The sequence below is a fragment of the Arthrobacter sp. Ha26 genome (assembly GCF_059091705.1).
Genome location: NZ_JBNHGX010000009.1, coordinates 58,550 through 79,775, shown reverse-complemented (window position 1 = coordinate 79,775; position 21,226 = coordinate 58,550). Strand labels below are relative to the sequence as shown.

16 protein-coding genes and 3 pseudogenes are annotated in these 21,226 nt (G+C 61.1%); 10 read left to right on the top strand and 9 right to left on the bottom strand.

Translation table 11 applies throughout. The features are described from left to right. Positions 1 to 37: 37 nt before the first annotated feature. Complete coding sequence (locus tag AC5RVY_RS18250; protein ID WP_493956105.1) at positions 38 to 976, top strand: ribokinase; 939 nt, start codon at positions 38 to 40, stop codon at positions 974 to 976. A gap of 241 nt (positions 977 to 1,217) precedes the next feature. On the opposite strand, the pseudogene AC5RVY_RS18245 reads toward AC5RVY_RS18250, so the two are convergent. The 3 pseudogenes from AC5RVY_RS18245 to AC5RVY_RS18235 form a co-directional block, all read right to left on the bottom strand. Next, positions 1,218 to 1,464 (bottom strand): annotated as a pseudogene (locus AC5RVY_RS18245) (recombinase family protein); the annotation flags it as partial. Positions 1,465 to 1,571: 107 nt separating this feature from the next. After that, positions 1,572 to 3,781, bottom strand: a pseudogene (locus AC5RVY_RS18240) (amylo-alpha-1,6-glucosidase). Between the two features lie 425 nt (positions 3,782 to 4,206). Further along, a pseudogene (locus tag AC5RVY_RS18235) lies at positions 4,207 to 4,647 on the bottom strand (dioxygenase family protein). Between the two features lie 238 nt (positions 4,648 to 4,885). On the opposite strand from AC5RVY_RS18235, the gene AC5RVY_RS18230 reads away from it, so the two are divergent. After that, the gene (locus tag AC5RVY_RS18230) at positions 4,886 to 5,449 is read left to right on the top strand and encodes a TetR/AcrR family transcriptional regulator (protein WP_493956104.1); all 564 of its coding nucleotides are present in this window, start codon (positions 4,886 to 4,888) and stop codon (positions 5,447 to 5,449) included. Between the two features lie 1,175 nt (positions 5,450 to 6,624). Here AC5RVY_RS18230 and AC5RVY_RS18225 read toward each other — a convergent pair. From AC5RVY_RS18225 to AC5RVY_RS18205, 5 genes are all read right to left on the bottom strand, one after another. Further along, positions 6,625 to 6,846, bottom strand: a complete 222-nt coding sequence (locus tag AC5RVY_RS18225) for a hypothetical protein (RefSeq protein ID WP_493956103.1) — start codon at positions 6,844 to 6,846, stop codon at positions 6,625 to 6,627. Between the two features lie 614 nt (positions 6,847 to 7,460). Next, on the bottom strand, positions 7,461 to 8,222 hold the full coding sequence (locus AC5RVY_RS18220; protein WP_493956150.1) for an NADPH-dependent F420 reductase: 762 nt from the start codon (positions 8,220 to 8,222) through the stop codon (positions 7,461 to 7,463). A 122-nt stretch (positions 8,223 to 8,344) separates the two neighbouring features. Further along, entirely contained in the window at positions 8,345 to 9,112 is a 768-nt protein-coding gene (locus AC5RVY_RS18215; protein WP_493956149.1) for an HpcH/HpaI aldolase family protein, read from the bottom strand. A gap of 120 nt (positions 9,113 to 9,232) precedes the next feature. After that, positions 9,233 to 10,645 carry an MFS transporter gene (locus AC5RVY_RS18210; RefSeq protein ID WP_493956102.1) on the bottom strand — a complete coding sequence of 471 codons (1,413 nt, stop codon included), beginning with the start codon at positions 10,643 to 10,645 and terminating at the stop codon, positions 9,233 to 9,235. Between the two features lie 222 nt (positions 10,646 to 10,867). Beyond that, positions 10,868 to 11,836 (bottom strand): SDR family NAD(P)-dependent oxidoreductase, encoded by a 969-nt coding sequence (locus tag AC5RVY_RS18205; protein WP_493956101.1) that lies wholly within the window; start codon positions 11,834 to 11,836, stop codon positions 10,868 to 10,870. 526 nt (positions 11,837 to 12,362) lie between these two features. Between AC5RVY_RS18205 and AC5RVY_RS18200 the strand changes: the two genes are divergently transcribed. Further along, on the top strand, positions 12,363 to 13,529 hold the full coding sequence (locus AC5RVY_RS18200; RefSeq protein ID WP_493956100.1) for an SGNH/GDSL hydrolase family protein: 1,167 nt from the start codon (positions 12,363 to 12,365) through the stop codon (positions 13,527 to 13,529). Positions 13,530 to 13,712: 183 nt separating this feature from the next. Here AC5RVY_RS18200 and AC5RVY_RS18195 read toward each other — a convergent pair whose 3' ends face one another. Then, positions 13,713 to 13,850, bottom strand: a complete 138-nt coding sequence (locus AC5RVY_RS18195; RefSeq protein WP_493956148.1) for a hypothetical protein — start codon at positions 13,848 to 13,850, stop codon at positions 13,713 to 13,715. 406 nt (positions 13,851 to 14,256) lie between these two features. Here AC5RVY_RS18195 and AC5RVY_RS18190 point away from each other — a divergent pair, with 406 nt between their 5' ends. From AC5RVY_RS18190 to AC5RVY_RS18160, 7 genes are all read left to right on the top strand, one after another. Next, positions 14,257 to 15,234, top strand: coding sequence for a cyclase family protein (locus tag AC5RVY_RS18190; protein WP_493956099.1), 978 nt, complete (start codon positions 14,257 to 14,259; stop codon positions 15,232 to 15,234). Positions 15,235 to 15,444: 210 nt separating this feature from the next. Then, the gene (locus tag AC5RVY_RS18185; RefSeq protein WP_493956098.1) at positions 15,445 to 15,996 is read left to right on the top strand and encodes a nuclear transport factor 2 family protein; all 552 of its coding nucleotides are present in this window, start codon (positions 15,445 to 15,447) and stop codon (positions 15,994 to 15,996) included. A 426-nt stretch (positions 15,997 to 16,422) separates the two neighbouring features. Further along, the gene (locus AC5RVY_RS18180) at positions 16,423 to 17,595 is read left to right on the top strand and encodes an NADH:flavin oxidoreductase (protein WP_493956097.1); all 1,173 of its coding nucleotides are present in this window, start codon (positions 16,423 to 16,425) and stop codon (positions 17,593 to 17,595) included. A gap of 29 nt (positions 17,596 to 17,624) precedes the next feature. Next, positions 17,625 to 18,104, top strand: coding sequence for a flavin reductase family protein (locus AC5RVY_RS18175; RefSeq protein ID WP_493956096.1), 480 nt, complete (start codon positions 17,625 to 17,627; stop codon positions 18,102 to 18,104). A 21-nt stretch (positions 18,105 to 18,125) separates the two neighbouring features. After that, the gene (locus AC5RVY_RS18170; RefSeq protein WP_493956095.1) at positions 18,126 to 18,917 is read left to right on the top strand and encodes an SDR family NAD(P)-dependent oxidoreductase; all 792 of its coding nucleotides are present in this window, start codon (positions 18,126 to 18,128) and stop codon (positions 18,915 to 18,917) included. Between the two features lie 78 nt (positions 18,918 to 18,995). Further along, on the top strand, positions 18,996 to 19,820 hold the full coding sequence (locus tag AC5RVY_RS18165) for a hypothetical protein (protein WP_493956094.1): 825 nt from the start codon (positions 18,996 to 18,998) through the stop codon (positions 19,818 to 19,820). A 197-nt stretch (positions 19,821 to 20,017) separates the two neighbouring features. Next, positions 20,018 to 21,226, top strand: a complete 1,209-nt coding sequence (locus AC5RVY_RS18160; RefSeq protein WP_493956093.1) for an acyl-CoA dehydrogenase family protein — start codon at positions 20,018 to 20,020, stop codon at positions 21,224 to 21,226.

Here is a 21,226-nt window from a genome sequence, read left to right as displayed (position 1 = left end):
GGTCTATCGCGGTTTACGACAGAAAGGCGCAAGACAGATGCACGACGTGAAAGTACTGGTACTGGGGTCCATGAATGCCGACCTTACGACCACAGTCGGGGGGTTCCCTTTACCCGGCGAAACCGTCTTGGGGACCGACCTCAGGACAGAACCCGGCGGCAAATCCTCTAATCAGGCAGCGGCGGCTGCGCTGCTGGGAGCGGACGTGAGCCTGGTCGGTGTCGTGGGTGCGGACGAACTGGGTGACCGGCTCATTATTGAGGCCGCGGCAAAAGGCGTCGACACCTCCCGGGTCAGACGAAGCCCGGACAACAGCACCGGCGCAGCGATGATCGCAGTGAACCAGGACGGCGAAAACACCATCATCGTTTCCCCCGGCGCCAACGCCACCCTCGCACCTGAGGACCTCCCTGACGTGGACCTCGAAGGCGCCCCCATCGTTGTGATGGCACTTGAAGTGCCCCTTCCAACAGTTATCTCAGTCGCGGAACGCGCCGCGTCCGCCGGCGCACAGGTCCTTCTCAACGCTTCGCCGATGCAAGTACTCCCGGCCCAGCTCCTTGGGAACATTGAGGTGCTGATCATCAATGAAGGCGAGATGCTCGCACTGCTAGGAGAGCAGGACCTGAGTCAAGGGTGGGACTACTACGCCCGCAGAGTCCTGGACCTAGGACCGAGGTGCGCAATCGTGACCCGAGGTAAGACAGGAGCCGTGGTCTTTGAACCCGGGCATCAGGCACCCACCGTGACCTGCATCGACGCCGTCCAGGTCACTACCGTTGACACCACCGGATGCGGCGACGCCTTCATGGGCGCTGTCGCAGCCGAGCTGGCGGCCGGACAGACCCTGGTTGAGGCAGCCGGAACCGGTGCTCTGGCAGGAGCATGGGCTGCCCAGAACCGGGGCGCTCAGGCCTCCTATGGAAGGCGCAATGACCTCCAAATCCTTCCCTCGGCAGCGAGCCTACAACCATGAGCCCGCATACAACATCCCGGCCGGCGCGGATTCTTATCGCTCCGGATTCCTTCAAGGGTTCAGCAACTGCGGAGGCTGTTGTCCGGGCGCCCCATCCGTCAGATTGGGGTGTGCCCCAACCAGGGTACGAACCGACTTGGGGACAACGCTATCTAACCAGCTGGCTCCGGTGTTAAGGGCTTTTGCGTCCGCGGTAGGCGCCGCGCTGCTGGGTCAGGACGATGCCTTCCCGCTCCCGCTACCGGAGGAGGGAGCGTTCAAATTCGGCAAAGGCTCCCATGACCAAGAGTATGCGGTTGGCCATGGGGAGCCCTCCCCCCGTAAAGACCAGCTGCTCCTTGACGAACTCGACGCGAACGCCCTTACGCTTCAGGGTCTGGCCCAGTGAACATAGGTCATCGAGGGTCCAGGACCTGACCGTCGAGATGGCGTTTCTCGAGTTGGTCCAGGGTGCTAACCCGCACGTATCCGATCCGCTGATCAGCCATCAGCGCCTCCACACCCATCAAGCTGTCACATTGAGTTCTTTGGCTTTTATTCGGGCAGCTCAAATCAGTCTGCATTAGCCGATGGTGTCGCTCTTGCAGGGGAACCTTCACGCTGGAAGATGGCCTCCATCAGAAGATGGCGGTTGGTTCACTTGGTGCCGCGCTGCATGGCGATGGCAGTCGGCTTGCTGCACCAGTTCGGTCATCCACGGGCGGTGTCCATGGTGGAACACGATTCCTTCGGGCAGTCCCTGGACGGACGGGATGGAGTGGGCGATGTCGATGGTGATCCGGCCACCGGCCAGGGGAGCATTGGTGATGTGGAGGTCGCCGTAGGATTCGGGGAGTACGGGATTCATCCATAGGCCACCGCGGGAAACGTGCACGTCGTACCCCATCAGGCTGGTAATCAGCAGGATCGGTGTGGTCGCCGCCCACGCCTGCGGTGAACATGCAGTGGGGTAGGGCACGGGTGCGGCGAGCTGGTCCCGGCTGAAGCCGCAGAACAGCTCCGGCAGCCGGCCGTCGGAGTACTCGGCGGCCTCCAACAGTGCAGTGCAGATCCGCTGTGCCTCCGCTACGAATCCGTAGCGCAGCAAACCGGCCGCGATGATCGCATTGTCATGCGGCCAGACCGATCCGTTGTGGTAGCTGGCGGGGTTGTAGGCTCCCATGTCGGCCGCCAAGGTCCGCACGCCCCAGCCGCTGAACATGTCCGGGGACATTAGCCGTTCGGCCACCTGCGGCACCTTGTCCTCATCCACCAGGCCCAGCCAAAGGCAGTGACCCATGTTGGACGCGCACGCATTGACCTGCCGCTTCCTGCCGTCCAGGGCGACGGCGTAGTACCCCCGCTCGGGAATCCAGAACTGTTCATTGAACCGTTTCTTCAGCCGCGCCGCCCGGCCGGCGAACTCGGCCGCCAGGGCCGGGTCGTCGGCGTCGTACGCCATCCAAGCGCGCGCCAGATAGGCGGCGTATACGTAACCCTGTACCTCGCACAGCGCGATCGGCGGCTCGGCAAGGGTCCCGTCGGCGAAGTTGATCCCGTCCCAGGAGTCCTTCCAGCCCTGGTTGATCAGGCCCTGGTCGTTGAGGCGCTCGTACTCGACGAAACCGTCGCCGTCCTTGTCCCCATAGTTCCGGATCCACTCCAGCGCACGGTCCGCATGGGGCAGCAGCGCAGCGATGGTGTCCTTGGCGAAACCCCAGCGGCTGAGAGCCCCGAGCATCATCACGAACAGCGGCGTCGCGTCGACACTGCCGTAGTAGGCGGACTTGCCGCCCAGGACAGCCCGCTTGAGACGTCGAGCCGGACCTCGTGCAGGATCTTGCCCGGCTCCTCCTCGCTCATCTGATCGACCACAGTTCCCTGGCGGTCCGCCAGTGTCTGGAGCGTGCCCAACGCCAGGAATGGGTCCACGGGCAGCGCCATGACTGAAGCCCAGAGCGAGTCCCGGCCGAACAGGGTCATGAACCAGGGCGCGCCGGCGGCGACCACCACACGGTCCGGATGGTTTGGGTCCTCGATGCGGAGGGCGCCCAGATCGTCGTAGCTGCGCCGCAGGGTGCGTTCGATGGAGCGGTTTCCGATCTGTAGCACCGGAATCTTAGCCACCCACTCTTGCCGGCGCCGGTCCCGGGGAGATAAGCCGTTCCCGTCAGGATGGGCGAAGGCCGCCACCAAGTTGGCGTCGTCCGTGGTGGGAAACGCCGTGAGGACGGTGCTCCAGTGCCCGTGCGGCGGGACGGTCACCCGGTACGTAAGGGCCTCTGGCGTTATGTCTGCTTTGGGGGCTTGGATCGTGACGCTCTTCTGGACATCCTGCCAGGCGGCCCGGATGGTGAGCGCTTCGTCATCGACCTGGTGGGTTTCGTCCCAGCGTCGGTGGATCCGTGCCTCCTTCACCTCGAAGAGGTCCGCGAAGTCCGCCTCAACCTGAAGGGACACCAGGCATTCGACAGGGTCCGATGAGTAGTTCCGGATGGTGACCTGCTCCTGGATGCCGGCCCCCACTTCGCGCAGCCGTTCCACGATCAGCGGACTGTCGGCATACCTGTCAGCGCGGGAAACGCGTCCGACAAACAGTGCCCGGTACGGTTCCTTCGTCTCCGCTGCCAGCGGCTCAACCGGCTGGCCGTCAACGGTGAGGGCCCAGCCGGACAGGATGCGGGCATCCTGAACGAAAAGACCATGGGGATGTTCAGCGTGCATGTCCCCGTTCTGCAAAGAGATGCAGAAGGATGATCCCTCCACGAGAGTGACTGCCCCGACCCCGAGAGGTCCTGCCGCAGTATCAGCATTCCAACCAGCCATGGCCCGCTCCTCTGTGCATTGGCCAGGTAGGTACTGGAGCCATGTGCATCCAGAGCGCCCGGTGCCACCTTCCAACCTTTAATGGAAAGCTACGCCCAGCCGTTCCCGTGCACCAGAGGCTACCTTGAGTTCCCAAGGATCGGTCCGATGACCCAGCTGCTGATTGTCCTTGAGGGCTTTGCCGACCTTTTAGGGGCGTTTTAGAGTGGCACAACACCTAGATGCACTTCGGTTCGGTCGGGTGCTTAACTTTCAATGGCAGCAAAGACAGGGCTATTTTTCCAACCACCAGCTTACTTCCGATGTCGGCGGTGACGGAGAACTCATATGCCACTCATTTCCAGCCGTTCGCTCAGATTCAGTGCGCGGCGTGGTCTTCCTTCCTGAGGACATGCCGCGCACCGCCTTTGCTGCTCCTGGTGTTCCTAATTTGCTGTCGCGAGGATGAAGTCGTATCCGACTTCCCGGCCGGAGCAGTCAGTCTTGTCCTGGGGGTCGAGAATGAGCTCAGGTTTGACTGCTGATGCGATGTCATCGGTGAGGTGTTCGCCGGCCTGGAAGTACAGCTGGGCCATGATGGTTATCAGCACTGACCTTCAGGTGCAGGCGTGCCGGCCGCCAAGCGTGCCAGCCTGCTGCGTCGATGAGTTTGCCGCATGCCCGTCTGTCGGGATCTGGTACGGCGCGGACTGGACAGTGTGAATTTCGTAGAGTCCTTCGTCACCCGTGATGATTGTGCCTCGAAGGTTCCACTCCGGAATAACAGGGGCCAACTGGGAGTAGAAGCCCAGATCATGAGGAGTCGTCTCGTCCCGGTTTTGAGTATTCCGCAGGTTAGGCCAGGCGCAGCGAGGAGAGCGTGCCACGCTCTTAGCTCCCCTCCCTTAACTTGACGATCCGCGTCGAGATAGATAGTGTCAAGACTTGCGGGGGTGAGCGGCAGCTGCCACTGCTGAAACTGTTGCCCTGTTATTATTACCGCCGAATGTGCCTGAGCAGTGGGGTGCGGGAGCCAAACCCGCTTCCAAAATTTTAGCTGTCCCGGGCATAGGATTGTGTACTTCAATCCCAGACAGCAGCGTATTTCGAGTTCGAGGAGCCCAAATGACACTGCAGAGCCGTGAGCGGGCCAGACGGATTGATGCTATCGACAATGAGCGCAGGGTGCGCGAAGCTGCCCCAACAGTCTTCACCCGGCTCGGTAGCGCGATGACCATGGACGATGTTGCCATGGAAGCTGGTGTCAGCAAGGGCACCGTCTACGCGACTTTTGGCAGCCGTAAGCAGCTGATTGACGAGATGTCCGCGCATTTTCTGGACCTCGCGGCTGAGAGATACATCAAAGCACTTGAGGCTCCATCTGCATGGGAGGCGCTCCTCACGGCCCTGCTGACGCCGACACTGGGTCTTGCAGCGACAGCGGCGGACGCCTTAAACGATGAGCGGCCGGACGACAACGTCAAGAAGGCGTTCCATCGTGCCGAGGCAGCACTAAATGCGTTGATCGAGAAGGGCCAACGCCAAGGAACTATCCGTTCAGATATCTCGATCAAACACCTGGAGACCCTGTTCCGGGGCCTCTACCTCGCTTTGCCCGCTTATTCTCCGACTTTTGCGGAGCAAGCTCAAGAACACGGGTTGATCATTCTGAGAGGCATACACACCTGACTTGTAGGCGTTCCCTGTCATAAAGGGGAAGGGCGAGCGGTCCAGGGCTTGGTTTGCCTTAGGCCCCTCGCTTTGTGTCCGTTTCCGTGCACCCGGTAGCTGGCGATCGTGGTCGGCGCCCCTATCAGACTGATATGCGCGGTTGGTTACCGGAAGACGAGGCGGTCGGCTGGAGGGCGCCCTGGTCAAGCAACGTCGGGCGTCACCGGTGATTGCCGGTTGCCCGATCTCGGCTATCGCGGGTATCCTCCGCGCTGCCAGGCCTCCGAGCCAGCAGGCATCCGTCCAGGGCGCTCCTATTGGACGGGAGCTGCAAGACGAGCACCAACCAACCAGTTCCCGGGCGGCCGCCACGTTCGCGATACGCGGCGTTTGTGCCCGGCTGGAACTGTTCCCGCATATGTGTAGGCGGTGGTTGCCCTGATGTCCGCGCGGGTCCTGAATGCTTCGTCCGCATGTACCGTCTAGCACTACGGTAGGGCCGACTGGGAGGCGGGAGGAGTGCTGCGAGGGGACCAGAAGCATTCTAGTGGCCTCTACCGGCGCCGTTTCCCCTGACTCTCGATTGCGTGTAGCCGCTTTAGTTGCTGCTGTGGATGATTAGCTGCACTCGTCAGGGAAGTCAGCCTCTCGGGCTACTAGCATTTGTCAGTGTTCGAAGGCGGAGGCTTGAAATACGTGAAAACCTGATAACCATCACAACGTGAAAACATTTGGCGAGGGAAGGCGCCATCCGCGGACAACCACAAGAGTGAGTCATCCGGCATAACGGCCTCAATCGTTCCTTTGCGTATCAGAGTCCCCTCCTGCCAGATTTCCACGCGCTGCCCTAGAGCGCGCTGCCAGTCGGGTTGCAGGTGAAGGTCCACGTTGTCTCCTATGTGTACTTGGTCTAGTCAGAGAGGTTGGCTCGTCAGCCAACGGCCCCAGTCGCATGACCTGCGGCTTCGGCCTTCGTGGGAGCCCTCTCTTTTCAAAATGTGCCCGTGTGGGGCGCTGCCGGAAGCGAGGCGGCTCCTGGGGTTTCCGGCATGTCTTCAAGCGTCCGGCAGGGACGTGGCATTCGGTCCAAGATGCTTACACCCCGTTGAGCCGCGATAACAAGGGGATGGCTACTGCGTGTACGCATCTTTTGCACGACCGGATGGAGGGGCGGGAGCAGTGTTCGAAGCTCGTCAAGAGGGTTGGCCACGGGAATCGAGTTGACCTGTGTAGCCAAAGGGGACTGCAGTGTTGAGGTCGACGATGAAGTGTCCGTCTCCGAGCCGGGTCACTAGGATGCCGTGCGTCCGTTGCAGCCTTGCGGTCTCGATCATCCGTTCGACCGCCGCAGTGATGCAGCGGTCCATGGAGGCCCGGTCGCGGATCTTAATTTCGATGGGTTCCACATCCTGCACGTTCAGACTCGCTCACCGCGCCAGGTCGGGGCAGGGCGGTATAGCCCTGCGCTTTTCATACCGGTGCAAGGTTCGACGCCGTAGGCTTCCAGCCAGAGAGCGTTCGCAGTAAGGGCTACTTTCTCGGCATACCCGTTCCTGATAGTTCGGCCGTCTTTCCGGACCTGGACCTCTCTACCGGCCAAATCCTTCCAATCTGCATGGTCTCCCATGGAGCTGCCTTTCGTATCGCAATTCATCGTTTTGCTTGTGCCTGCGGCTTGTCGCCCAGGAATTCCGGGCATCGTTCGACCCTGACCAGCATCAGCGGTCCGGGCCAGGAAGCATTTCCCTGTCATCATCGGGCCTATCGAGACCCACTATGCCTTCGACCTCTCCCCATCTCGATTATTCACTCGAGGTCGGTCGGACGATGGCGCCGCCGAGTGGGCTGGGAGGGTTTCCGCCCCTCACCCCGTGTGTTTCGGTTGGCCGCCTGTAGGCATGTTTGATGGCCGTGGCTGGGCAAACCTCGTGGCCCCCACTGGGCACCGACCCGGCCATGTGTGGGGCAGATTTTCTCAGCCGATAACGGAGGGGCGGCTCGGTCCTGCTTCCGTATCCAGCCAGATGTTCTACATCCGTTGGCGCATGTTGTTCTGTGCGGCTTCGAAGTCACGGAGCTGGTCCCGGAGTTCGTGATACTTTCCGGTATCTTCTGGGATTGTTTCAGCCAACCCTGCCAAGAACTGATCGGCCGTCATGTTCTTGCAGAAGGTGGGGGTTCCGGGTTGGAGGCGCCAGGAATGCTCCAGGGCGCCTGCGTCTACTGGATCGAAACCCAATTGCCTGACCAGATCGAACACTTTCTGCTTGTCTTCGGCGGCGGGGCCAGCGACCGTGAGTCCGAGGCGCTGACCTGGGTTGGTCGTTCCCCTGTGCTTCAGGCTCGGTGCTGCGATGTTGTTGAACACCTTGAATACGGGGCGGCCAAGACAAGTTGCCACCCATTCACTGTCTGCCAACCCGCCTTCTATGCCGTCGATACGGCCGTCACGGACGGGATAATAGTTGCCTGTGTCGATCACGATCGGTACTGGTTTGAGTGCGGACAAAACGTTGTCAGGGAGACTCTCGACCGCTTTCTGGGGGACACTCAGGATGACCATTTCAGCGTCTTGGACAGCCTCTGCCGCCCACATCGGTGTAATGCCGTTCTCGCCCTCGAACTCAGTGAGGGTCGAGGGTGATCTTGAGTTGGCTATCTGTACCTGGTGACCGGCGGCTGCAAGCTTCCTTGCCAGCGTTGCCCCGATGAAGCCGGCTCCTACGATACCGATTTTCATGATCCGAATCTTTGACCTTTCATCACTGCTGCGTGCCCGATCGGCCCCAATGGCTGCATCGGGCAGCTGCGGCCTGTGGTCTCTCCCGTGCCCCTCCCTGCCCGACTATTTGTTTTAGCCGCTCAGGTGTTCGGTCCTTCTCATGCCCGGGTGGGGGCGTGGGCGGCAGGTGCTTACTTAACTGCCAGGGAGGACTTGGAGAGGTAGTTTTGAAGAGCCTGGTCTGCCGCGGTACGCAAGGACCCCAGGTCGCTGTCGAGACTGCCGAAGTCGGCGAGGTCATCGAAGCCGTAGCCCAGTGGCGCGCCCGCCTTGACTCCATGCTCGTGGGCTACCGTTGCGACCTGTTCCCATAGTTCAACCAGCTGAGCGCCGTCGGCCAGCATGTCGAGCCCGAGATCCTGGGACAGGTCAGCCAGGCCAAAGAAGATGTAGTCGACCCCATCCACGGCGCAGATGTCAGCGATGTTATCGACACCGCGTTTGGTCTCGATCAGCGGAATGAGAAGTACGTTGTCGTTCATCTCGGTTGAGTAGCTTCCCCAGTTTGTACCGGAGAAGTTGGCTGCCGGCACGACAGGACACATTCCGCGTCCTCCGGGCTGGTATTTGGTCGCAGCCAGCGCACGTCGGGCTTCGTCGGCAGACCCGATTTTTGGTACGAGAATGCCTTCAGCTCCGGCATCGAGTGTTTGTTGGATAAGGGTCGGGCTGTTCTCCAGCACGCGGACAATGGGCACCAGCCCGGTCGCCTTCGCTGCCAGAAGATGGGCCCGCATGTCCGAGTTATCCATCACGCCGTGTTCCCTGTCGATCAGCACCCAGTCGTAGCCGGCGGCCCCGTAAATAGCGGTGGTGGCAGAATCGGTGGACATCACGAAGGCGCCGACGGGTCGGCGTCCCCTGTTGCGGAGGTCTTCAAAGGTGGAGTGGGCTCGCATCGTTGTCACGTTGTTTTTCCTTTACTGGGAGTGCCACAGCCCGCCCGACGGACGGAAGTGGCTATGAGGGAGTTTGACCGTGGTCGTGGGCGAGGAGGTCCGCGCCCACGACCACGCCGGTTAGGACTTGCTGTGGGTATGAAGCTCCGCTGGTTCGGCGATCTCCTTCTCGGAGATTTCCTCCAGAGATCGCTTGGTTGTCCGAACGCCGAAGATCAGAAGGAAGACCCCGGTGAACACGAAGATGGCTGCCAACATCAGGTAGAGCGTTTGGAAGCCCCACGCGGTGTAGGCTGCTGCGACGGTGACCCCCGACAGTGTGCCGGCGATCCTGCCGAGTCCGTTGACGGTGCCAACGCCGATTCCGCGAAGTGCCGTGGGGAAGACCTCGGGGAGGTAGGTGTAGAACGGCGTGGTCATGCTTGCCGCCGCCAGCTGGGCAACAAACGCAGCGATCAGGCTGACTGTCGGATCATCGACCAACGCGAACACGGTCAGGGCAGCCGCTGTGAGAATCGAACCGGCGAAGATAACCGTCTTGCGCTCAACTTTGTCAGCGATCGGGTAGAGGAGGATCGGGCCGATAACTGTCGCCACTGAGAGGATCGTCGCGAACTGCAGGGCAGCCTGCTGGGCCATTCCGCGGTCCGTCAGGATTGTGGGGATCCAGGAGGAGAATCCGTAAAAGCAGTACAGATACGTGAAGAAAGCGGTTGAGGTGACGAGCAGTCGCCGCAGGCCCTGACCGCGGATCAGGTCACGCAGCGTCTGACGTGCAGCACCGGTAGCAATCGGCACCGTGTTCTCTGGTTCCGGAAGCGCTAGTCCTTTGCGTTCGGCGGCTGCTTCGAGTGCAACGACTGTGCGCGTGGCTGCTTCCGTCTTCCCGTGCATGACCTGCCACCGAACGGTTTCAGGCAGGAACCAGGCGACCATGACTGCCAGGATGATGCCGGACGCGCCGATGGCGAAGACCCAGCGCCACGCGCTGGTCGAAAGCGGGGTGATGTTCAGGGCAATGAACGCAGTTACGGGGCTGCTGACGAATCCGATGAAGGTCATCACTGTGAAATAGCGTCCGCGGGAGACCCTCGGGAACATCTCGCTGACAATCACCAGAAGTACTCCTACAGCGGCCTGCATGCCAAAGCCGGTGATGAGTCTCGACACGGCCAGTATCTCCCAGGATGGGGCAACGGCCGAGAAGAGGGACCCGGCCGAAAACACCACGCAGGAGGCGATGAGCACGGGGCGTCGGCCCAGGCGGTCAGACATGCGGCCGCCAACGAATGCACCGAAGAGTGCGCCGACGAAAACTGCAGAAATAATGAGGCCGACCTGGCCTATCGAGAGTGAGAACTCCGCGCGTACCGCCGGGGCGACGAACGAGAAGCTGACATTGTCGAAGATTTCGATGAAGTACGTGGCCCCGAGAAGGGCGATCCATAGGATGTGGCGGCGCGTTGTCGGAACCCGGTCCAAACGGGCGTCGAGGGAATATTGCACTTCCGGGGGGTTCGTTCCGGATGTCATCGGTCCTCCTGGGGACGTGGATGTTCTGTTGATGCGGGATGCGAAGGCGAGGGGCGGAAGATCGCCCACTGTGCCGGACCGATCGGATGCAGAGGTGCGGAGCGATCATGCCGGTGTTTCGATACGGAAAACAGCCCGACGACCGTCCACAGCTAAGACGCCGGAAAGGGCGATGAACTCCCCCAAGGCGTTCAAGGACGGGCCTCGTCTGCCCGGAGTGCCTCAGTTTGCTTTAGAAATCGCGTAGGGGTTGCCTTGCAGGGCAGACGGTTTCCAGCCCATGATTTCTGCAACCACGACGGCGCGTTCTGCGATTGAATCAGGGAAGATCCACCCTTCATCGGCCAACACGGCACCGATGTTGGCATGTACGTCATCGATGCTGTCGCCCAGCCCAAGAACGCCATGAGTTTCGGCAAGGGTCATCCTGGCTACCCGCCCGCCTCCCACTGAGAAGAACTGTCCGTTCGCCGCCGATGCTTCGCTGACCAGGTACGCCACCATGGGCGTCACCTTTTCAGGCGCCATCGTTTCCCACAGCCAGGTGGTGTAGTCGGATTTCTGCATCCGTTCAGTCATGCGGGTACGGGCAGTTGGTGCGATTGCGTTTACCAGGATGTTGTGTTCCGCGCCCTCCAACGACAGTGAGTTCACCAAGCCGATGTAGCCCGACTTCGCCGTGGTGTACGGCACCGTTTCGGCATTGCCGTAAATGCTGTGGGAAGAAACCAAGACAAAGCGGCCGAACTTCTGGGAAAGAAATGTCGGCCAAGCCGCCTGGACCATATGAAACGCTGCATACAGGTTTACCTGCAGGGTGCGATCGTAGTCCTCCAGTGGAGTCTGGTAGAGCGGCGCAAGGTCAGGGGCTGTGCTCGCGTTGTGGATGATCCCGTCGATCCGGTTGAAGGCAGCGATTGTTGCTTCCACCGCACCACGTGCCCCCTCGGCCGTGGACAAATCCCCGTGGTAGGCGGCGGCTACGCCGCCGTCTGCGAGGATTTCTGCCACGACGTCGTTGGCGGGCCCCTCGTCTGCTCCTTCTCCATTCATTGATACGCCGCGGTCAGCCACGAGGACCTGAGCCCCTCGCGCTGCCAAGGCCAACGCATGGGTGCGTCCCATTCCGCGGCCCGCACCTGTCACTAGGATTGCTCGATTGTCGTAGCGCACCTGGTCCGTGTTGTTCACTATGCCCTCCATTGGGTTAGTCAATTGGTTTGAGTTCAAGTACCAGCGGCGAGTTGATGCCGCGCACTGTTCACGAGATGTGATGTAGACAATATCTATCTCGACGCGCAACGTCAAGATAAGTTTTGGCGCAGCCCGCCCCGGTCAAGTCGAAGGCTTCATTCCGGGGACGTCCGCCGCGTCAGGAAGGGTTGGGCTAATTTGTGCTCTTCTCTGGTTCGGAGGCGAGCCAAGAGGCTTGAGTGTTTCAGGACCGGTCAGATCCAGGTGCATCTGCCTCGGCACAGCAGGCAAGGGCCGTGTAGTCCGGCCCAGGTGATCAATCTGCTGGAAAGCGAGCTTGCGGTTTCCCTGTTCGTCAGTGAGAACGAGCCAATCGACATCATCAGGCGTGCCCTCATCGGCCGGCTCGTCTCCCAGCCGCTACTGGAGTCCACCCGAGCAGTCAGGAACCGTATCATTTGGATACCTTCATCTCACACTGTCTCGCTGGAGCGAGTAGACCCGATCCCCTGAAAGAATCCTCATGATCACCACTCCCATCACCGCCGACCTGGTACGGGGAACCTCCATCTTCGAAACGACCGAGCGCGGACTTCGGCCGCACCGGCTCCCGCGACACGTCAGGGAGCGCGACGTCGACCCGCAGTTGGCGTTCATGGAAGCGCAGCCCTCCGGTGTGTGCGTAGCGTTTTCGACCACGGCCCGCACCATCGCTGTTGATCTGCACGCAACCCGGGTCGCCTACCGCGGCTTGAAACGCGCGCGGGGCGCGGTCGATGTCGTCGTCGATGGCCACCTGGTCTATTCGCAGGTGCTAGTCGCTGGAGACACCTTGGAACTCGACTTTCAAACCGGGGGCCGCACCTTCTTGACCGGCACGGCTGACCGCGTAGAAATTCCTACCCTGGATGCCGGCCTGAAGACTGTCGAGGTGTGGTTACCTCACAACGAGCAGGTGGACCTCATCTTGCTGCACACCAGCGAACCTGTGACGCCGGCGGTCGATGACGGCTTGGTGTGGGTGCACCATGGCAGCTCTATTAGCCACGGCTCCAATGCCACCTCCCCGGCGGCGATCTGGCCGGTCGTCGCCGCACGCCGGGCAGGCGTGCAACTCCGAAACCTGGGATTCGGTGGCAGCGCACTGGTCGACCCGTTCATGGCTCGCGTCATCCGTGACACTCCCGCTGACATCATCAGCATCAAGCTCGGCATCAACGTCGTCAACCTCGATGCGATGCGCCTGCGGAGCTTCGTCCCGGCCGTCCATGGTTTTCTCGACACCATTCGAGAAGGCCACCCCCACACACCCCTACTGCTGATGTCGCCGATCTACTGCGGTATTCATGAGAACACTCCCGGGCCGGCCACTATCGACCCCGCAAGCTTCGGGACGGACGCCGTCCGCTTCATCGCGACCGGGACACCAGGAGGTGCCACGAACGGTCAGCTAACCCTGGCGGTCATCCGCGAAGCCCTCGCCGAAATCTCCGCAGTGAGATCCGACGATCCGCACCTGCACTACCTCGACGGGCTGCGCCTGTACGGGGCCGCAGACGCCGAGCAGATGCCGCTGCCGGATGGTCTCCATCCTGACACCGAGACTCACGCTGTCATGGGTGCGAGGTTCGCAGAACTCGCACTACGCCCCGGTGGGCTCCTTCACTCGGATACCGCCGTCTCCAGCTGATCCGACGACTCACCCCCGGGATTCTTTTGGGGCCTTCATCCTGGTAGACACCTCGCGGATCTTTGGCTGCGTCATGGACGCCGGACCCCGTGACTTCACTACAACTGATCGATGCCAGCTCCGGACCTCGCCGCTGTCGCCCACGCGGAGATCAACGGCATCTGGCGCCTAACGGAGGTGCGCTCAAGCGTTACTGATTCCGGCGAGGTTCTCACCTGAGTAGATGAGCTGATGAGCGACATCGAGTCTCATATTGTTGCGACTGCTTCCGGGGATCAGTATCGCGAACGCGGCATCTGCGCGGATCTTGTATCGCTCCATCAGCAAACCTTTAGCCTGCCCTATCGTGTCGCGGCTGTTCACGGCCTGACGCAGCTGATGCACTAATTTGCGCTCTTCCTTGGTTTCCGGAGGCGAGTCAGGGCGACCCGAGGGGGGTCGGGGAGCGCGCCCCCTCCCCGGATTATTTTCAACATTTGCAGGCCAGCATGGGCAGGTAGGGGCGGGGTACGCGCATCGGGTCCTGCAGGTAGCACATCTTGACGCACGGCGTCGAGATAAGTATCGTCTACGTCACATGGTCCAGTAAGCGGTGTTCAGCCGCTGCTTGTATGCGGACCCGGCAAAGGCGGTTAGTCCAATGGAGGGCTTGACGGGAAATTCCTCACCGGATTCGTTGTCGCGCCGGACTTCGCACGCCCATACCACCAGAAGGAGGAGCATATAAATGAGCGAAACCGCTAATCCCACATTCACCCGCACAGTAGAGGAGTACTTCACCTCCCTGTCGAACTGGGGCCGATGGGGTGACGATGACCGTCTCGGCACTTTGAACCTGATCACACCCGAGGTCCGCTTGAGCGCCATGAAATCGGTCAGGACCGGACGGGCCGTCTCACTTTCCCGGAATCTCGACCCCGCGGCGCCAGATCCTTTGCACTCAGGAGTGTCGGGTGTTGCCCGTAAGACAACCGTTAACGAACTCGAGCATGCCCTGGGAATCTCAGCAAGATGGGATGCGATTGGTGAGGAAATCATCATCAGCCCGCACGGCGGCAATGCCCACCTTGACGGTCTCGGCCACTACAGCTGGGACGGCAAGACCTATAACGGCTTCGACGCCGGTGAATCCAACAACGAAATCGGGTCAAAGTATCTTGACGTTTCCCACGCAAGTGAGGGCATGATCTCACGCGGGGTCCTTCTCGATATCGCCGGGCTCTTTGATGTGGAGTACGTAGAGCGCGGATACGCGGTCAAGCCAGAAGATCTCCTTGCAGCCGAACGCCGGCAAGGCGTGACAGTTCGAGAAGGCGACGTACTGCTGATCCACACCGGGAACGCCGCCGCACTGGTCAAAAACGGCCCTCTCTACCACGGCGACAAAAAGGGCATCCTCGACGGTCTTCAGGCCGGACTGGACGCCACCTGTCTTCCCTTCCTGCATGAACGAGGCGTTGCTGTGATGGGCGCCGATGGCACCCACGACGTTCAGCCCGGCCAGTCCGATAACTTCGATTTCGCACGCCCCATCCACGGCGTATGCCTCGTTGCCATGGGCCTATGGCTCATCGACAACCTCGACCTGACCGAACTCGCGAAGACCTGCGCGGACAACAAACAGTGGGACTTCCTGTTCACCGCCCTGCCTTGGCGTTTTGTCGGATCCACTTCCAGCCCGCTCAACCCAGTGGCCGTTCTCTAACCACAACAATCCAACGCCCAGCGAAAAAGCAGCGAGAGCGAAACGTTCAACTGCCCAAACAAACTGCCTCCAGACCATGCCTTGGTTACCGCTCTGTGCATTGCGCCAGCAGACACAGCCGTCAAGCGTCCTTGTCCCTGCGACCAGTGCCGTAGATGGTGAACAAAGGCGAGGGTGGCAGGAAACCACAAAAAGATTAGGGAGAAAAGCATGTCCGACGACTTTTCAATAGAACGCGCACAGGACCGTATGGAGATCCAGCACCGGGTCCACCAGTTCTGCCGCGCGGTAGACCGCCTCCAATTGGAAGTTCTTCATGAGGCCTTCCACGAAGACGCACACCACAACCACGGCGTCTACAAAGGCAACATCGACGGTTTCATTGAATTCACCCGCAACCGACACAAGGCAGTCCCATACTCCAGCCACCACGTCGGCAATACCTTGATCGAATTCGCTGACCGCGACAACGCCTTCGTTGAGACCTACTTCCTGATCTGGCAGAGTGTGACACCACAGTCAGGACTGTTCGCCGGAGGAACCGAAAACGGCCAAGCCTTCGAAGTACTCTCATCCGGCCGATACATCGACCACTTCAGCCGAAAAAATGGGCGCTGGGCGATCCAGGACCGGACGGTCGTACCTGGCGCGACGACGAAAATGACGGACCCCGCACCGCCGCTCGGTGGGGACTTCGCGCAGGCCACCCGCGACGAGAACGACCCGGCACTGCGGCTTCGAGATCTACTCGGAGTTCGCTAAACGAAAAGGCGCCGGCGGCAACCCCGCCGGCGCCTCGGTTCTTAACCGGCGCCTTCACTACTCCCGTCCCGCGACTACCCGCACAGGCCAGTAATGCAAGAACTCGAAATAACCGTGAGCGGTTCCTATACGAAAATACTGACGCGACGACTGGATCAAGGAGCTACTCCGGAAGAGCAGACGATTGGCGGAACTGACAATGAGAATGCGAGAGAACCCTCGAAGGGCTCGCACCGGGCGCCAGCGTTCTCTCGTCGGACAGGTTCCCGATAGCACCTTGAGACGGAGCGGCTCCAGGAAACCCTCAACAAACCGCTGACTAAGACGTACCAGAGGTGGTCCAAACGGCGGTTCGCTTATCCTCCGGCCTATTGATCTATCAATCATATATATGATAGAAATGATGAATGGAATGTGATCTGACTCATGGATGCCCTCGTTGTGGATAGGCTATTCAGTCCGCTGACCTTTCAACGCGGTCCGGCAATGCAGAACCGCTTCATGCTTGCGCCGCTGACGAATACGCAGAGCGCGGAGGACGGTACCGTCTCCGCTGATGAAATAGATTGGCTCGACTACCGGGCCCGCGGCGGATTCGGGCAGGTTGTCACCTGCGCCAGTGCCGTCTTGCGGCAAGGCCGCGGCTTCCGTGGCGAAATCGGTGTTTACGACGACGCCCACGGGCCTGGTCTTCGTCGCCTTGCAACCAGGATTGCCTCATCGGGAAGCCTGCTGAGTGTCCAGTTGAATCACGCCGGCCTGCGGGCTATTGCGGATGACCCACTGAGCTCCTCAGCTGACGCAGCGACCGGAGCGCGGGCCATGAGCCCTGAAGATGTGGAAGAAGTGGTCCAGGGGTTCGTTTCCGCCGCCTTACGTGCGCAGGCCGCCGGATTTCACGGCGCGCAGATCCACGGGGCACACGGCTATCTGATCAGCCAATTCCTCAGCAAGGAGCTCAATAAACGCACCGACGAATACGGGGGATCGCTGGAGAACAGAAGCCGGCTCCTGTTTCGGGTCGTCAAGGAAGTGCGCGCACAGGTCGGGGGCGACTTCCAGCTCGGCGTCAGATTGTCGCCCGAGCGATATGGCCAGGACTTCTTTGAAATCCGCGAAGTAGCCCAACGACTTCTGCACGAAGCGGACATCGACTACCTGGACATGTCCCTCTGGAACGTCTTCAAGGAACCCGACGACGAGCGCGCCCGCGGCCAGAGCATCATGTCGCACTTCACCGCACTCGAACGCGGAGGTGTCCGGCTCGGCGTCGCAGGGCGGATCGTCGACCCCCGGACCGCGCTGGCCTGCCTCGACCAGGGCGCCGACTACGTCGCGTTGGGCAAGGCCGCCATCATCAATGGCGACTTTCCCAACCGGCTCCGCAGCGATTCCGCATATGAGCCGCGTTGGCTTCCTGTCAGCTCTGAATACCTGCGGGGACAGGCCGTCGGGGAAAGATTTATCAAATACCTTTCGAGCTGGCCGAACTTTATTGAAGACGCGGACCCGGAAAGGACAACCCCGTTCGCCTCCGCCTGGACAGCCGAACAATTAGGGCTCGTCCCCAGCGAAAACAACCCGGTCAAAACGACCTAACGCGGCAGAAACCGTCAAAGGAGACAATCATGGAAATAGACGCAATGACGTTCCGGCGCGCGCTGGGACAGCTTCCCACCGGGGTGATCGTGATCACCGGATGGAACAATGGCCAGCCCGCGGGAATGTCCTGCAACTCCTTCACTTCCGTGTCGCTGGACCCGCCGCTGGTCGGGTTTTTCCCTGCCCTCACATCGAGCACGTGGCCCGGCATCAGGGATTCCGGCCGTTTCGCGGTGAACATCCTCGCCAGTGCCCACGAGTCCGTCGCCCGCGACTTCGCCCGGTCAGGGGCTGACAGGTTCGCGGGAGTCTCTTGGCATGAGTCCGACAGCGGCCCGCTGCTGGATGAGGCAACGTGCTGGATCGAATGCGAACTCGCAGACGAATATCCGGCCGGGGACCATACCTTGGCACTGGGTCGTGTCCTCAGCCTTGAACACCACGATGATGAACGGCTGCCCCTGGTCTTCCACCGCGGCAAATACGGAACCTTTGTTGGCGTCTAGGAAGGAACGGGAGGCGCCCTAATGAAATATCCGGATTTGGCGGGAAAGACCGCATTTGTGACCGGCGCTGCCAGCGGGATCGGCCGTGCCATCGCGGCCGTATACGCCGCAGCCGGTGCCGCGGTGACATGTGCCGACCTCGACGAGGCCGGCGCCCGGCTCCTGGTCGATGAGATCCGAGAGGCCGGCGGCATCGCCGAAGCTTCCCGTCTCGACGTCTCGAGCAGGGATGAAGTCGACCGGACCATCGATCATGCCGTCGAACACTGGGGCCGGCTGGACGTCCTCTGCAACGCAGCGGGGATCTTTATCGATGTCCTGCCCTCAACGGCAAGCGACTCTGCTCTGAATAAGGTCATGCAGGTCAATTACATGGGCTCCGTCTATGCGGCTCAGGCAGCGGTGAGACACATGAGGCCCGCTGGTTCGGGTTCCATCGTCAACGTGACAACCGGCGGGCTGGACAAGCCGATGCCCGAACAGCTCGCGTATGTTGCGTCCAAAGCGGCGCAGACCGAGCTGACCCGCTGCCTCGCCATGGAGGTTGGGGCAGATAACATCCGCGTCAACGCCATCGCCCCGGGGTACATCGATACGCCCATGGTCCGCCGGAACTTCGTGGACGAGAACGGGGTGCTGGACAAAGAGGGGTGGGACGCGGCGCTGGACCGCTACAAATCATTCTCACCGCTGGGGGTTGTCGGACATCCCCAGGATGTGGCCTGGGCTGCGCTTTTCCTCGCGACCGACATGGGCGCATTCACGACCGGGCAGACGCTGCGGCCCAATGGCGGTTTCGCGATGCCGCGCTAGCCCGGCATTGACGTGTACGACGACGGCGCCCGTGTGCGCGGTCGTTCGTCCAACCAGGAAGACAAGAAAGGTAGCGCCGTGAACAGGTCGCCAACTACGGGTGTGGGCCACGCTCTGATCACCATGGTCGAGCCCCATGCCGGGCATGAGCGCAGTTACAGCCGGTGGTACGAGGATGACCATTTCTTCAGCGCCGCCATGTCCGCACCATGGGTATTCTCCGGTCGCCGGTGGACGGCAACGCACGAGCTGCAGCAACTTCGTTCCGGCGGTCTGGCCAGTCCCGCAGCCCCAATCACCCAGGGCTGCTACCTCGCGACGTACTGGATAGCGCCAGGGCACCTCCAGGACTATTTGGACTGGAGTGCCGCCTCGCGACTGGCCACGCCCCCGCGGACGTACGATGCGCGGACACACGTCTTCACGTCTTTCCAAGATCACATCGGCACTGTGTATCGCGACGCGGACACCCCGCGGGACGTGTTCAGCCTGATCGATCCCTCCCCGGGCCTGGTCCTGGAAATTGTCGACGCCTCCGACGCCGCGGCACGCCCGGAACTCGAGGAGTGGCTGTTGAACCACCATTTGCCCGGACTTGTGGAAACGGGAGGACCAGCCGCCTCGGCGATGCTGTTCCGTACTCACCCGATCGCTGCGGGGTCGGGCTCCGAGGCATTGGCGGCCTGGGACAAAGTATCCCGTGGCGGCCGCAGACTGACCATTCTGTGGTTCATCAACGTCGACCCCCGTACGGACTGGCGGCGGCTGTTCCGCGATGAGGGCGCGCGGGTGGAGGCGTCGGGCAGGGCGGAGCTCTCCCTGTTGGCGCCGTTTCTGCCCAGCAAAATGGGCACCAACACCTATGACGACGAGCTCAGGGCGCCGTCGGCAACGGACATGTAGCCCCTATATCTCAATCATATAAAAGATAGTTGTATTAGCACTGATGATCCCCTAGAGTCGTTCGTGATCGCAGTCACAGCCAAGCCGGTGCCTATGTCGGCGGGCAACGGCGCACTTTCGTCCACAAGCTCGAAACTGTCCGGAATATTAATTAACGAGACGCCGGATCCTGGATCCGGCAGGAGGTCCCACACACAATGACGTTGCAAACCACCACCACAAAGACCCCGCAGGAAGTTGGCGAAGAATACGTCGCCCGTGCGAAATCGGTCGCACACGTGATCACTGCCGAGGCAGATGCCATTGAGCGGGAAAGGAAGGTCACCCAGCCCGTCGTCGACGCGCTCAAGGAGGCCGAATTGTTCTGGATGCTGGTTCCCGCCGCACTCGGCGGCGGCGGCATCGGAGTGACCCACGCAGTCGAAGTACTTGAAGAGATCTCCCGGGCTGACGGCTCCACCGGCTGGGCCTTCATGGCAAACTCCTTCGGCAACGCCATAGCCTCCGGTTACCTGCCCGCCGAAGGCGTCGAGGAGCTCTTCGGTGGTACCGAAAAAGCCATCACTTGTGGGTTTGCCGGCCCAATGGGTACAGGCGTCGAGGTGGAGGGCGGCATCAAAGCCAAAGCAAGGCTCTCCTTTGGCAGTGGATCCGACCATGCAACCCACATCGGCTCAGGTTTGCGCATCGTCCTCGAAGACGGCAGCAACAAGATTATGGACAACGGCATGATCGACGCCCGCTTTGCCTATGCCCGCCGCGAGGACCTGCAGTTTCACGGGAACTGGGACGTCATGGGCATGGTTGGCACCGGCAGCGTCGACTACGAACTGCCTGAGCAGTTCATTCCCGACAAGTTCGTACTTTCGACCTTTTCCACAACGCCGAACCGTCCCGAAGGTGTCTACAGCTTCGGTCTGCTCGGGATCAGCGTCGCGGGCCATGCAGGGGTTGCCTTGGGCATCATGAAACGCTCCCTGCAGGAGATCGCCAAGATCGCCAAGACAAAGACCCGTTCCGGACACAAGGGAACCGTCGCAGAGAACCCGCTCTTCCGCCATGAATTTGCCGTGCGGGAAGCGGAGTTCCAGGGTGCCCGCGCCTACGCCCTGGACGTGTTTAGGAACGCCGAGGACGCCTTCGTCACCGAAGGGCAGCTGAGCCCCGAGCACTTTGCCCGCATCCAGCAGGTCTCGACGTGGATCCACAACGTGGCCGACGGAATCGTGGGTTTCTCCCAGCTCTGGGGCGGGTCCGCGGCGTTCCGCAACCCGAGCGCGTTGGGCCGGTGCACACGCGATATTGCCGTGGCCAAGGCGCATCTCCTGATCGATCAGAACACTCTGGTCGACGCAGCCCCGGCCATCATCGACCACTGGAGCGAAAGCCTCCAGGAAAACGCGTAG